Source organism: Verruconatronum alginivorum (assembly GCF_056590205.1).
In genome coordinates, this window is record NZ_JBWPVQ010000001.1 from 5,886,628 (window position 1) to 5,901,739 (window position 15,112).

Consider the following 15,112-nt stretch of genomic DNA (forward strand, 5'->3'; position numbering starts at 1 on the left):
CCAGTCAGGCTTTCAAGCGGTTTTTCACGGAATGCATACATTATAGCGCCAAAGGGCGAATCGGTGAGGCTTTTTTCTGACTGAGCGAATCCTGTCGGCATCCGCCTATTCCCAGCGAACCACACTCAGCGATTCCGGCGGCAATACCGTTCTCCACCCGGTTTCGGCCCGGGTTATTTGGAGCGTTTCGACGGAGCCTCCGGCACCATTCCGGACCGATGTCTCCCCGGTGACCCGCCCTTTTTCCTTTCCCGCAAGGCGGAGGCGAATCTCCGTGCCGGGAGTCTCGCGGTCGCGGTTGATCAGGAACAGGGTGATCTCGCCGTTCCTCTGGCCGGAAGCAAAGGAGTAAATGCCTTTGGCTTCCCCGGTCGTCATCAATCTCCGGTCCCCGATATTGGAAGAGAGAATCTGCAGAAACCGGTAGCGGAGACGCGGCTCCCGGGTTTCCAGATCGAGCAAGGCCCGGGTTCCCCAAGTGCCGCCGATCCGCAACGGCCAGAAATTGGCCCAGTCGACCCCTCCGGCGATGTAGTCGAGCGCCATCTCCGCCACGAGCAGCGCCTGGTCGTATTCGTCGCCTTCATTGTCGCGGTGGGTGTTCCATTCGGTCAGGGCAATGGGAATCCGTCGAGCCGGGGCCAGTTCCTCCAGCAACTCTCGCAGAGGAGCCACCGTCTCGGCCCGTCGGACCGGTTCTCCCGGGGTGAGCCGAGGGTATTGATGGATGATGATGAAATCGATTTCGTCACCCGCCACTTCGAAAACAGTTTGCCACCACGACTCGTCGTCACGTTCGTCGACCGCCCCTAAACGGGTCCGGTAATTCACCCAGATCGGTCCGACCGCCCCGCAACGAATCTCCGGATCGACTTCTTTCATCGCCCGGGAATAGAGCACGAACGCCTCGGCGTATTCGCGGGCGGTCACCGCCGCCCGCTTGTGCTGGTCCGGGATATACAGATACGTTTCGTTGCCGATCTCCCAATGTTTGACGTTGTAATCGTTCTCGATATTGCAATACCGGACCCACTCCGCCGCATAGGCCGCCCATTTTTCCGGATTTCCCTCCACGAAACCTTGCTCGGCGTTGGCGACGAAAATCGGTTCCGCGCCCACTTCCCGGCAAAAAGCGACGAATTCGTCCGTATCCGTGGTTTCAGGACCTTCCCGCCGGGGCCACCACTCCGGGTCATTAAGGGAATGAGTTTTCCAAAGGTAATTGTCGGAAACATCGCCTCCCGGGTAACGCAGCAAGGTGACCGGCATCTCCCGGAGGATCCGGGCCATCTTCCCGTCGGCCAACGCCGCGTCGTCGTCGATCATAAACAAGGTGTTCGCCCCGAAGAAACGCGGATCGATCGGACCGAGTTCTTGCGACACGTCGATCCTGATTTCCGGGATCGGTCGACTCCCGTCGTTACCCAGTAGCGGCGACAAGAGAAAGCAGATCCAAATCGCCCCGAGCCCTTTTTGCGCGAAGCGCTTTGGAGTGCTGGTGCGTCCCCGCACCGCTTTCAAATGGTCAGCGATGGCCGCACGCTCGGCAGTCATTCGACGGCCGAAGCCCTTCCGCTCGCTCGATAGCTCCGCGAGGACGCGGAGCACTCGAAAGAGGCTCCGCCTCGAAAACCAAGCTACATCCCCTGTTGTTCCCCGGGCGCCGCCCGGATCTTGACTCCCGTCCATATCAGCGATTATCCGAGCTATCTGCGGTTCAAAAAACCTGGAGCCGGGGCGGTTGCCCGCCAGCCGACTCCAGGTCTGTTCATTGATCAATCAATCGTCACTCACAGATCGACTTCCACCCGCAAGCGGAGGAAGCGGCGCTCGGTTTCGCCGAGCGGTTGGGTGTCCTGATACGTCACGGTCACCGTGCCGTCGCCGTTGTCTTCTTCGTCGACCAAGCTCGCAGAATCGCTCCAATCGATCAGGTCGCTCGATGCATCCACGAAATAGGTGACCCCGACCGGATTGGCGGGACGGTCGAACGTCAGGGTCAGATAGTCCTCCCCTTCCACCGTCGCGAAATCAGGCTCCGGCAGACTATCCCGTCCGAATGCCTTAGGATCGAGTCCGAGGGCGAACTTCAGGGCGTTGCTCATGCCGTCGCCGGACGGATTGGCATCCGGTCCGCTAATTGACTCATCCGCGAGTTCGTTCTCGTCGAAATGAAGTTCCTGCCAGTCGGTATAGGTGAACCCTTCGGGCGCGGTGCCGACGGTGAGAACCGCCCACTCTTTGCCATTGATCGTTTCCGTGGAGACGAAGGCCTGGAGCCCTTCGGCGAAGGCCACCTTCCCGTCGGCGATCCAGGCGTGGAACTGATCCGAACCGGATTGGATCGGCTCCGCCGGATCGACGTCTTCCCGGGCCTGAGCTTGGCGGACGGAGGTTCCCTCTTCCATGTGGAAAATGAAGTCCTGGGTGAGCCCCCATTCTTCGAATTCCCCGCCGGCTTGGATCCAGGCCCCGTTGGCCAAGGTGACCGTCAGATCCGAAGTAGCTGCGGCGAGGATGATGTTGTTGTCGGAAACAAACGAACCACCGTCGATCACCACTGTTGCGATATCGCCATCGCCGACATGGCCGCGGCCCAACTGCGACGAACGGGTGTGGACGTTTCCATAGACCGTCAATGATCCTCCGCCTGGTTCGCGGATGTTGAAGTTGTGATTAAAACCGTCGGCACCGCTGGTGGTCACGGTCGCGCCGGCTTCGATCACCACGCTGCTGCCGCCGCGAATGTCGACGCTGCCGAGAGTCCAATCGGCTCCGATCGTCATCGTGCCGCCGTTCCAGATCAGTGCTCGGTCGAGCAGTCCGGGAACGGTGGCCGGATCCCAGTTGCCGGAGACATTCCAGTCGCCTTCGGTTTCATTGATCCACTCCAGGATCTGCGGAATTCCCGCTTCGGCCTCGTCGACGATCCGGAGGACCGCCCACTCTTCGCCTTCGATGTTTTCAACTGCGACATAGATGCCCAATCCTGAACCGATCACCTCTATCTTTCCATTCTGCACCCAGGAGGTGAATTGGGTGGCCCCCGACTGAGCGCTGGACTGCAGCAGGCGGGTTCCTTCGCTCATGTAAAAGGTGAAGTCCTGGGTCGGTCCCCATTCGGCGAAGGAATTGACTTGGATAAACGCCTCATTCTCCAGAGTGATATCGATTTCCGAAGTTCCCGCGGCCAGGATAAGATTATTCTCCACCACCACGCTTCCACCGGAAATAAGGACAGTCGCGGTATCGTCCGGCGCACTGCCGCGTCCCCACTGGCCCGACTTCGCAAAAATATGGCCATACACCGTGAGGCTATTCTGACCTTCGCGTAACTTCAGGTTCTCATTGGCTCCGTCCATTCCGGTCAAGGTGAAGGTCGCTCCCGGCCCGACGACGACGCTGCTTCCGTTTCGGATATCGATCGATCCGAGGGTCCAATCGGTGTCGATATTGACGGTGCCGCCGTTGAAAACGTAGGCTTCGTCAAGCATTCCCGGGACCACTTGCGGATCCCAGTTGCCGGCGACATCCCAGGAGCCAGCGCCCGGATTGTCCCAGGTGACCAACTGCGGAACGGCTGCTTCCGCTTCGGGCACGATGGTGAGGATGCTCCAATCGACGCCGTCGATGACCTCCCGGCTGATGCGCACACCAAGACCTTCGCCCAACGGCACGATCCGCTCTTCGTCGATCCAAGCCAGATACTGGTTCCGCGCACTGACCGCCCCCGCTTGTCGAAGCGTTGTCCCTTCTTCCATGTTGAATACGAAGTTGGAGGACGGGCCCCATTCCGAAAATTCGGAACCGGCTTGCATCAGGGCTCCGTTGAGCAAGGTAATCTCGGCACGGGAGGTTTGGGTCGAAAGGCGGATTTCGTCGTCCGCCAGAAAGACGCCGCCGTCGACAATGACCGTGGCCAAATCGCCATCGTTCTCAAAGTCACCGCGACCGAAACGGCCGATGTTCGCGTGGGCCACCCCGTAAACCGTCAATTTCGGCGTCCCTTCATTCAAACTGAAGTTATTTTGAGTGCCGTCGAGTCCGGTGGTCGTTAAACGGGCGCCGGCTTCGATGATCAGGTGACTGTCGTTGCCCACGTTCACGGTGCCGACGATGTAATCGCCGTCGACGGTGACGGTGGCGTCATTGTCGATCACCGCTTCGTCGAGATCGCGGGGTAGCATCGCCGGATCCCAATTATCGACCACGCCCCAGAAACCGGAGCCCGGAGTGATCCAGGTGATTGTTTCCGGAACCGGCGGCAATTCCGCTTCCGATTCCTCCACGATCCGCAACGCGGCCCATTCCTGACCGTTGTAGACTTCCGTACCGATCCACACCCCGTCGCCCGGCGCGATCTCGATTTTGCCGTCATGGTACCAGTTCGCGAACATGGTCAGTCCGCCGGAAATGTCCGCCTGGCGGAGGACGGTGCCCCTTTCCATGGTGAAAATAAACTCATGGGTGGCCCCTTGCGGCTGAAAAAATCCTGTGTTGATATAGGCCCCGTTCTCCAGCGTAAACTCCGCCCGCGAAGTCGCCTGAGCCAGAATGACGCGGTCATCGACCACGATGCTGCCTCCGTCGATATGCACGCGGGCTATATCTCCGGCGGCCACATCGCCGCGCATGAAAAACGCCCGGTCAGCCCGGACGGATCCGTAGACGGTCAGATACGCGCCGCCGTCGCGAAGCCGGAAGTCATTCTGAGTGCCATCCTCTCCGGTTGTGGTAAAAACAACCCCTGGTTGGACGATCACATGGCTATTGTTTTGAATATCGATCGAGCCGAGCGTCCAGTCGTCGTCGACGATTACGGTTCCGCCATTAAGCACCAGTGCCTCGTCGATCGAGCGGGGTACCAATTCCGGATTCCAGTTCGAGGGCAGCGCGAACGACCCTTCGCCGGAATAGGCCCAGGTCATAATCAGCGGACTATCGGTGATCACCACCTCGGCGTGATTGTTTCGGCCAGAAAGGTCCGGCCATTGAGTGATGGTCCCGTTGTCCGTGGCAACGTCGGCCGCGGTCAGGTGAACGACCAGGCCTTCCGTGACCGGCACATTCTCCACGTTGCCGCCGCCGAGAAAATAGACGTCAAACAGATAATCCACGATTTGCGCGTATTCAGTGTCCGGCCCGAGTTCGAACTCGCGATTGTAAATCAGAATCGCCGCAATCTCTCCCCGAAACGGTTGGTCGAGAATATCGGGATCACTACTGGAGTTCCCGGTCCCGATACGGGTAAAGATGTGGTTCACTGGCACTGCGGTAGCATTTCCCATATCGCCGGCCGAAAAGCCGCCCCAGGGATCCATCCGTCGGCCAAGCGCCGTGCCATCTTCCCGCCACATGTTCACCCCAACGTGGAATTGAGCCGTCCCGACACTGCCCGGAGCATTGGTGCCGGAGTTGCCGCCGTTGGAGTTAACATGGGTAATTCGGAACGGTCCATTCTGGTGAATTAGACTGGAATTGACCTGATAATGAGGAACCGGCGAGCCAGAGGTATTCACCACGCCATACGCGGAGGAAACCATTCGCCCGCCTCCCGAGAAATCGTCGGCTTTGAAAACGATAAATGTCGTCTTGCCCGGAGGACGTCCGTCGAAATCCGTCGGATTGGAACCGATTTCGAAATACTGAGCCGATCCTAATCCCGTCTGGAACTTGACCGCCGGCATCCCGGTCGGCGTTGAGTCAGGAACGACCGATAACAGATCCTGAGCCCGCGACTCACTCGGAGCGCCGAGCAAAATGGTGGTCAAGAGGCACGGAAGAACGAAGAAACGGTCGAAAAGCCGTCGGTTGACCGGGGGCCTTCCGGTCGGGTTATCAGGCCAGGGATTTGATCTAGTCATGGTTGTATCTATTTTCGGAATACGGGGCCGCATCCGAAGGGTTTTCGGTTTAAGCGCTTCCCAAACGGGAGGAACGCCGGTTTTTATGGTTAGAAATAGGGATTGGAGCCGCCGCCGGGAGGACGGACCTGGTAGAGTCCGTTGGTTATCTCCTGGGGAAGAAATCCCTGGACGTGGCCGTCCGCGAAAACGAAGTGGGCTTTGCCGTTGTTTCGGAAAGCCGGGTAACCTTGGGCGCCCGTTGCATCAGGCTGAAGAACGTCCGCTGGCCAACTGACCGCACGGTCGGAAGGTGCGTTGGCGATGTTAGTCTGATTGACGAACCACATCGCATTGTTCGATTGCATTCCGACGGCATCGGCACTTCTCGGCCGGGCATCGCCAACCAGAATGGTCCGGCTCGGTTCCAAAATGTGTTCGGGGCGGATCCCATTCCAATTGTTGCTGTTGGGATTACCGCTCGGCATCACCAGCGGATTCGCGGAATAATTCACCACTGTCACGTTGTGCTCCGGCAACGGCCCGCGATATTGCACGGGTGACAGGAGGATCGGATGCTGGATCGCCCCGGCCGAATTCGTTGGGCCATCCCCGGTCAATGTCATCGCCACCTGGGTTCCCCAGTTTTGGTTGGGATTGGTGTCCGGGTTGTAGGATGGAGGATAAACCCCTCGCTCGTCCGCATGCAAGAGAAGCACAGAACCGATTTCCCGGAGATTTGCGACGTTTTGGGCGATCCGGGCACCGGTTCGGACCGATCCGACCACCGGAATCAGAATCGCCGCCAAGATCCCAATGATGGCGATAACCGTCAGTAACTCGATCAAAGTGAAGCCTTTCCGGGACGCTTCACCGGTTTTTCCGTCGATCAGCAGAGTTATCATGGGAGAAAAATGGGTTGATTGCGGGAACTCTCAGGAAACCTTAATAGCCGATCATGGCCATCGGTGAGGGCTTTTCTTAAAAAAATCGCCTTCGCCTACTCCGTCGTTTCTGCAATTCGCAACCGCATAAATCGTCCGCCGAGTCCCCTCATCGGCACCACATCCCGATAGGTCTCAGTCACCCATTCCCCACCATCCTTCTCTTCCGAATTCACCAGAATCCCACGATCCGCCCAATCCACGAGATCGGCGGACGCATCGACGAAATACGCGATCCCTTCCCTTCCCTTGGGGCGCGTGAAAACCGTCGCCAAATACTCCTCCTCCTCATCGACCCAAGTTTCGGTTTCCGGTAGTCCACCCCTTGCGAATTCATCAGGCTCCAGCCCCAGTGCGAATTTCAATAAATTGGGAATGCCATCTCCAGCTGGTGCCGCCCACCGCCCGCTCACACTGTCGTCGCTCAATTCGGTTTCGGAAAAACGGCGAAGGCGCCATCCCTCGAAAGTCGATTCCGGCAGTAGCTCCTGTTGAAACGAGACGATAAACATCCGGTAATCGAGGTGGCCGGTGAGCGGCAACTCGAAAGTCGTTTCCGTGACATTGAACGCTTCGGCCGGAATGCTTTCCGGTAGCAACGGACGGTCGAACGCGAGTTCGATCCGGGAGGAGGCCGTATAAAAAACCCGCACGCTGTTCCGATCCCCCGTTTCAAAGGCGATCACCGTTCGCTCCGGTCCGGTGGCAAGACCGACGTCGATTAAGGGAAACTCCGACGCTGCCACCAAGTCCCGACGAAAGGGGCCGTTGCGGCCATCCTGGTCGTGATTGAGCAGATGGGTAGAGCCCCAGAACACGATTCCGTGGACTTCGCCAATGTAAATTGCTTCGTGTAACTTGAAGACCAAATTGGAAAAATTGTCTCCGTTTCCTCCCACCGTCTCCGCGTCCCAATCGTAAATCGCTCCCATCGGCCAAAGGGGTGAATTCTCTTTATTGTGGGTGGCTTTCACGTCGGTCACCGCCGCCACCTCCGACGTGAAAAATGTTTCGGAATTGACGGTGTAAGCCGCCTCCGGCCCGACGATCAGCGGAGGATTCGTCAGATGATTCACCACCGCCACGTATGACTCAGGAGTCCAATGTCGTCCGAGTTCGCACCGCGGCGCCAGATAGGTGACCGGCTGGCCGGTTTCCACTTCGATCATCGCCATAAACACCTCCAGAGCGGCCGCATACCCCGCCGCATCGATCCCGCCTTCGGTGAAAAACGGTCCGAAATTGGTGTTGCGCGACGTATTCATGTCGCTGTTGTCCTGCAATTTGTGCGACGCGAACAACGCGGGATTGCCGTTGCTTGCCGCATTCCGGACAGCGGCTATGGTCACATCGTAAGCCGATCCCCCACCCTTGAGGTAGAGCGAGGAACCTCGCCGGAGAATTCGATGATACCCACCCTCTTTGATTAACCGCCACTGGGTCCAGGTTCCGGTGCTTTCGCGATCGACGAGATGGACATCCCCCTCCGAGTTCGAGCGAAGGTACCGTCGGTGTCCCCGACTTTCAATATGATACCAATTGTTTCCGGCTTCAACCAACCTCCATTGGGTCCAGCTCCCGACCTGACTTGTCGAATCAATCTCCAAGGTATTGTCCGCTCCTGGAGATTTCGATCCGGGGGGAAAGGCCCGCAAATGTTGATCAAATGCGACGTTCCGAAGATGAAACCAATCCTCCTCTCCGGTCGGAATCACTTCCCAGAGCGTATCCATTTCCTGCGGCACCAATGGAGCGAGACGGACATGATAATCCGTTTTCAAAGAACCGTCGGCGTTATGGGACGTGGCGAAAAACGGAATTCGCAAGACATTAAACCGTCCGTGTTCAAAGATTTGCCGGCTGGCATCTTCGGTCAGAAATACGGCTTTGCCCGGCTGCTTGATATCGTGCCCCCAATGAGTGATGTACTGTTTCCGAATCTGGGAGTTCACCATCACTCGGTGGGGCGAATCATAATACTCCTCGGCGGCTCCGACCGTCGGTTTACCTTCCTCCGCCCAAAAAAACGAAACAGCGAAAAAACACGAAAGGCAGGCAATGACGGATAGTTTCACGGTGAGGCGTTATTTCAGACAACGAAAACGAAAACGAAATCGAAATCACTTCCGATAAAATATAATAGCCCCCCGTCGCCATTCGGTGAGGATCGAAGAACCGATGGATTTCGCCGTGGATCTATTATCAATGAAACTTCTTCAGGTTTTCGCGCGAAGCGCTTTGGAGTGCGGTGCGTCCCCGCACCGCTTTCGAACGGCCGACAATGACCGCACGCTCGATAGTCATCCACCGCCTAAGCTCTCCCGCGTGCTCGAAAGCTCCGCGGAGACGCGGAGCACCCCATAGAGGCTCCGCCTCGAAAACCAAACCTCCCATAGATCTTCACTGTCAGGTTTTCGCGCGAAGCGCTTTGGAGTGCGGTGCGTCCCCGCACCGCTTTCGAACGGCCGACGATGGCCGCACGCTCGACAGCCATCCAACGCCCTAAGCTCTCCCGCGTGCTCGAAAGCTCCGCGGGGACGCGGAGCACTCCATAGAGGCTCCGCCTCGAAAACCAAACCTCCCATAGATCTTCACTGTCAGGTTTTCGCGCGAAGCGCTTTGGAGTGCGGTGCGTCCCCGCACCGCTTTCGAACGGCCGACGATGGCCGCACGCTCGACAGGCCATCCAACGGCCTAAGCTCTCCCGCGTGCTCGAAAGCTCCGCGGGGACGCGGAGCACCCCATAGAGGCTCCACCTCGAAAACCAAACCACCCATAGATCTTCACTCAGGTTTTCGCGCAAAGCGCTTTGGAGTGCGGTGCGTCCCCGCACCGCTTTCGAATGGCCGACGATGACCGCACGCTCGATAGTCATCCACCGCCTAAGCTCTCCCGCGTGCTCGAAAGCTCCGCGGGGACGCGGAGCACCCCATAGAGGCTCCGCCTCGAAAACCAAACCTCCCATAGATCTTCACTGTCAGGTTTTCGCGCGAAGCGCTTTGGAGTGCGGTGCGTCCCCGCACCGCTTTCGAATGGCCGACGATGGCCGCACGCTCGACAGCCATCCAGCGGCCGAAGCTCTCCCGCGTGCTCGAAAGCTCCGCGGGGACGCGGAGCACTCCAAAGAGGCTCCGCCTCGTAAACCAGCTGACCTGACCAGAGCGATGCCTTTACCAGAAAATGATGTAAAGCATGATCGTCAGAGCGATCACCCCATAGCCACAGTAGAGGGCACCCTTCGAAGGCGTAATATCCATCGCCGCGTTAACCGGCAATACAACCGGCGTCTGCAGTGGTTTCCAAAGGGTCATCACCGTGCAGAACAAGGCGACGAGAATGAAACAGAGGCCCATCCGGTCGAGGAACGACATGTTTTCCGAGAACCAGAAACCGTTGGCGGTCATCCAGTCGCCGAGGAAGAACTTGAACGTCCCATACAGGATTACGTTGAGAACGATCCCCATCCAGCCGAGGAAGCGGGGGGCTTTCGGGACCAGGAGGCCGAAGAAGAAGACAACCAGGATCCCCGGGCTGATGAATCCCTGGAATTCCTGGATGAACGTGAAGATACCGCCAAAGCGGGGGCTTGCCAGAAACGGCGCGATCACCGCGGCGATCACTACGAAAATCACCACGAACGTTTTTCCTGCCATTACCAGCGTTTGCTGGGAGGCTTCCCGGAAAATCCGGTTGAAAATATCCATCGTGGCAATCGTCGAGGCCGAATTCAACATCGCCGCGAGCGAACTGACCACAGCCCCAAAAATCGCGGCAAGAACGAACCAGGAAATATATGGCTTGTCTTTCACCAACATCCGCAAAAGGACCGCGAACGTGGAATCGTAATTGTATCCGGTCAGTCGCGACAAGCGGAGCGTCCGGTCCGTCCGTTGAGCTTCCATCGCCAAGGCGCCAGCCACCGAGGCCATTTCTTCCGGACCGACTTCATCGAGGTCCGGCACGTCGGCTCCGGCGAGACGTGCGTTGTGACGGACCGCCTGGCGGGCCAATTCCGGCTGCAACTCGGCGAAACTGACGGTTATGCTGAAGACCCGTGGTTCGCCCGCCTCCAATGCCTGGATATGAGCGGCGTTGCGGGCCTGCGCGGCTTCGTGCAGTTGGTCCGAGAACAGGTTGAAGGCGAGAATCCCCGGGATGACCACCACAAATGGAATCAACAGTTTCAGGAAGGCCGCGAGCACGATCCCCTTCTGTCCCTCCGCGACCGATTTCGCCGCGAGGGAACGTTGCATGATGTATTGATTCAGTCCCCAGTAAAAGAAGTTCGGAATCCAGAGGCCGAGCAGCAGCACCGTCCAGGGAATTTCCGGATCGGTCATCGGCCGGACCATGTTGAGTTTGCCCCCTTCGGTGTTTCTCCCGGTCACCGGTTCCCCGTCGTTCAATAATATAAATCGTTCCCACGCCCCTGCTTCTTCGATCTGTTCCACCGTCGCCGGAGAGGTCGCCACTTTGGTTTGAATCAACTCTTCCGCCGGGGTTTGACCAAGCAGGTTAAAGGCGAGCACCATCACAATCGCTCCGCTGAGGATCAGCGAGACGCCCCAAATCAGGTCGGTCCAGGCGCAGGCCCTCAATCCTCCGATAAACACGTAGAGCGCGGCGACCCCGGCGATCAGCCAGCAGGCCGCGGCCAGATTGCCCAGCACCGGCACTTCAGGATAATACCCGGAGATCACCGTCGCCCCCGAGTAAATCACCGCCGCGGTCGGCACCCCGACCAAAATCACCAGAGTCGCAACGGCCATCACGAACCGGGAAAACGGACCGTAGCGATATTCCAGGAACTCCGGGATGGTGTAGATTCCGGCCTTGAGGAATTTCGGCAGAAATACAAACGCCACCACCACCAGGGTGATCGCCGCCATCCATTCGTAGGAGGCGATCGCCATCCCAAGCCAATCGGAGGCCTTGCCCGACATCCCCACGAATTGCTCGGTTGAGATGTTCGCCGCGATCAGCGAGAAACCGACCAGCCAAAAGGTGAGCCCACGTCCGGCCAGGAAATAGCCGGAGGCGCTTTTGGAGGTATCGACGGCCCCATGTTTACTTTTCCAGATGCCGAGGCCGACGACGGTGACGACGGCAATTACGAACAGAATGATTTCGAGTGCGTGCATGGTATTAGGTCAGGTTGGAGAAAGATCGAGAGAACCGGTTCAGACCGATGGTGTTAAATAGCCTGAAAAGGGAACCCGGTGAGGCATGAGCATAGAGGAGGATTTAATAAACGACCTGAAGCTCGTCAAGATTCGGTCCGCTCTCCCCCCGGGTCCGCAATTCGATGATGTTGGCCCCGGATGTCAACCGCTGGACGGTTTCCACCGTCTCCCAATACCGGTGAAAATGCCCGGTGTTCGGGAATCGGATCTCCTTCACCTTCTCCCCGTTCACGACCAGGTCCATCGTTCGGTGACCGCGCCGGTCCTGCAGGGAATAACGGAACTGCAACCGAAAATCGCCGGGACTGCCGTCGTTCTCCTGGAACCAGCGGATCCAGCCTTCCCCGTTGCGGAACGTCACGTATCCGGTGCCCCGGAAATCACGGCCGAGATTGTCGAACTCCGCGTTTCCGCCGAACTCGGCGAACTCCGCCTGCATCCCGGCATCCTCGACCAGCGACCAATCGTCGTCCCCATCCCCCCAATACAGGCCAACGTCCTCCGCGAAGGTTTCCTCCATCATGAAGATATCTTCTCCGCCCCGGCGTACCAGGGCCCTGACGGTAGTTCCCAGCTCGACTTCGAACGGCCCGCGGTAGCGGGCGCTTTCCCGGGTCGGCGTCGATCCGTCAGTCGTGTAAAACACCCGAATACTCCCCCGCTTCGGTTCGCCCCGGAAGTTGACCGGACGCACATCGATCGACACCAGGTTCGAGGTCAGGTGTTGGCGCTCGCCGAGGATGGCGCCGACCACGGCGTTCACCGGACCGTCCTCCCGGGTCGTTTGCAGAAAGGCCCGGGTCAATCCCATAAACGCCCGGCGCGAATCGATCCCGACATGCGGATCCGTGTCGACGGCGTTCCCGTTTTCCAGGGACCGCAACCGGACCGGGCCTTCGAAATGGTAAAAGATCCGGTTTTCGCCAAACGGATAAAATTGCCCGTCGGCGTCGACCGTGGAGGCGGTGAGAATGGCGATGTCGCGTCCGTTCGGTTCGAAACCGTCGCTATCGAGTTCCAGCTGCAATCCGGCCGGAGCCCCGGCGGTGACATGACGGGTCCGGGCCACCTCACGTCCTTCGCGGTAGGCAACCGCCTCCACCGTTCCAGGAGTCCAGGGAACCATCCATTCGCACTGCATCTCATCCCATTTCCGTCCGGGGCTTTGACGCCCGAGCGACTCCCCGTTGAGAAAGAGTTCGACCTCGTCGCCATTGCTGTAGACCCAAACCGGAATCTTCGTTCCAGCCTTCATCTGCGGATGGGTCCAATGCGGCAAGATGTGAACCATCGGCTCATGGGTCCATTGGCTTTGGTAAAAGTAAAAAAGGTCCTTCGGGAAACCCGCGACATCGATCGGACCACCCATGAACAGCCGGAACGGCCATCCGCCATGGACGTAGCCGGCCTCCCCGTAGTAGTCGAATCCGGTCCAGCGGAAATGCCCGCTGAACCACGGAAGGTCTCGCATCAACTCCCAGTTCTGCCGGGCGGTGATCCGGACCGTCGCGTTGTCGTAGGATGAGTTGAAATGCTGTTTGTGGTTCCTCCGGCCTTCGGGCGGTGCCCACTCGTAATGGAAAATTTCCTCTTCGGTCAGATCCGGGATCTCGAATGGATCGGCCCGGCTGTTGGGAAAGCCGTCGCGGTACCAGGTTTTTGTTCGATAATAACCGCGGGTCTGCCAGGTATGGGGCGCTTCGGTCGCCACAAACGGCTTGTCGGGCCGCTCTTCAGTGAAGAAACTTTTCCGCTCCGAATGGCCATTCACCCCGTAGACGTCCATGTATTCGGATCCGCTGTGCCCTGAAGTAACCAACCGGGTCGGATCGAGAGCATGACACGCTGCGACCAGATCAGGCGCGACTTCTCCCCGGGTTTCGTTTCCGACACTATAAATGATGATGCTCGGATGGTTCCGGTTGCGGGTCACCCACTCGGTGAGATCCCGCTCCCACCACTCGTCGAACGCCTGGGCGCCGTAATCGTGCGGCGCTTTCTGCCTCCATCCGTCAAAGATTTCATCCATGACCAGGATCCCCATTTCATCGCATAATTCATAGAAAAAAGGCGGGGCCGGATTATGGGCAGTGCGAATCGCGTTTACGCCCATGGCCCGCAGCACGCCGAGTTTCCAGCGCATCCACTCCCGCGACCAGGCGCCACCGAGCGGTCCGCCATGGAGGTGTTCGCAAACCCCGAGCAATTTGGTGTTGCGTCCGTTCAGCCAAAACCCGGTCTCCGTCTCCCAGGCGATCGACCGGATGCCAAACCGCGTTTCGACCTCGTCAACCACCGACCCGCCGGTGCGAACCCGGCTCACCACGCGGTAGAGCTCGGGTGTATCCAAATCCCACAGACGCGGATCCGGGGCTTCGATCGTCTGCACCATGGTTTCCCGTCCATCTCCGCTCAAGCGGAGGCGGGCGCGCTCCCGACTGACTTCCCGGCCGTCCGGATCAAGCACGATCGTCACCAATTGCACCGGACTCTCTTCGGCGCCGACGTTTTCAACCACGGTTTCAATTTTGACCGTCGCCCTCCCCTCCTCGATCTCGGGAGTCGTCACAAAAACACCATGACGGGCGACCCGCTGCGGGGCGGTCGCCACCAGCCGGACCGGAGCATAAATCCCGCACGGGTGATACCAGCGGGCGCTCGGTTCCAGGGAGTTGTCGACACGCACCGCGAGCGTGTTTCTTCCCTCCCGCAAATGAGGAGTCAGATCATAGGCGAATGAGATGTAGCCGTAGGGACGTTTCCCGAGGTACTCGCCGTTGACCCAGACTTCACTGTCCATGTAAACCCCGTCGAACTCGATCCGGATGTTTCGCCCGGACCATCCTTCCGGGAGCTCCAAGGCATGACGGTACCAACCGATGCCGGCTCCGTAATAACCGCCCCGGTCTTCCTGGGCTCCATCCTCGGAAACGCCCCCTTCGAACGCCCAATCATGGGGAACATGAACCGGACTCCATTCGTGGTCGTCGAAAGCGGGATTTTCGGCTCCCTCGGCTTCACCATGATAGAAAACCCAACCGGTCTCCAGATCGATGATCTGGCGTTCGGCGTGGAGCTGGAGAGTCAGCGCGGGCAAGATCATACCGCAGAGCAGGAGGTTCCGCAGGGACAGTTTCATCAG

At 58.7% G+C, this 15,112-nt stretch carries 6 protein-coding genes; all 6 read right to left on the minus strand.

Annotated elements, in window-relative coordinates; all coding sequences use genetic code 11:
• Positions 1-105 precede the first annotated feature (105 nt).
• Entirely contained in the window at positions 106-1,554 is a 1,449-nt protein-coding gene (locus ACWUI2_RS21775; RefSeq protein ID WP_486984954.1) for a hypothetical protein, read from the minus strand.
• Between the two features lie 236 nt (positions 1,555-1,790).
• Entirely contained in the window at positions 1,791-5,864 is a 4,074-nt protein-coding gene (locus ACWUI2_RS21780; protein WP_486984955.1) for a hypothetical protein, read from the minus strand.
• Positions 5,865-5,953: 89 nt separating this feature from the next.
• The gene (locus ACWUI2_RS21785; RefSeq protein ID WP_486984956.1) at positions 5,954-6,748 is read right to left on the minus strand and encodes a type II secretion system protein; all 795 of its coding nucleotides are present in this window, start codon (positions 6,746-6,748) and stop codon (positions 5,954-5,956) included.
• Positions 6,749-6,843: 95 nt separating this feature from the next.
• A complete protein-coding gene (locus tag ACWUI2_RS21790; protein WP_486984957.1) occupies positions 6,844-8,862 on the minus strand; it encodes a fascin domain-containing protein in 2,019 nt (672 codons plus the stop codon).
• A gap of 1,095 nt (positions 8,863-9,957) precedes the next feature.
• Positions 9,958-11,928, minus strand: coding sequence for a sodium:solute symporter family transporter (locus ACWUI2_RS21795; protein WP_486984958.1), 1,971 nt, complete (start codon positions 11,926-11,928; stop codon positions 9,958-9,960).
• Positions 11,929-12,031: 103 nt separating this feature from the next.
• Positions 12,032-15,109: a glycoside hydrolase family 2 TIM barrel-domain containing protein gene (locus ACWUI2_RS21800; RefSeq protein ID WP_486984959.1), complete on the minus strand. Its 3,078-nt coding sequence runs from the start codon at positions 15,107-15,109 to the stop codon at positions 12,032-12,034.
• Positions 15,110-15,112 lie beyond the last annotated feature (3 nt).

What these genes read in the sequence shown, in the direction of transcription:
- ACWUI2_RS21775 (WP_486984954.1), bottom strand. Translation starts at nt 1,554, where the DNA reads ATGACTGCCGAGCGTGCGGCCATCGCTGACCATTTGAAAGCGGTGCGG.
- ACWUI2_RS21780 (WP_486984955.1), bottom strand. Translation starts at nt 5,864, where the DNA reads ATGACTAGATCAAATCCCTGGCCTGATAACCCGACCGGAAGGCCCCCG.
- ACWUI2_RS21785 (WP_486984956.1), bottom strand. Translation starts at nt 6,748, where the DNA reads ATGATAACTCTGCTGATCGACGGAAAAACCGGTGAAGCGTCCCGGAAA.
- ACWUI2_RS21795 (WP_486984958.1), bottom strand. Translation starts at nt 11,928, where the DNA reads ATGCACGCACTCGAAATCATTCTGTTCGTAATTGCCGTCGTCACCGTC.
- ACWUI2_RS21800 (WP_486984959.1), bottom strand. Translation starts at nt 15,109, where the DNA reads ATGAAACTGTCCCTGCGGAACCTCCTGCTCTGCGGTATGATCTTGCCC.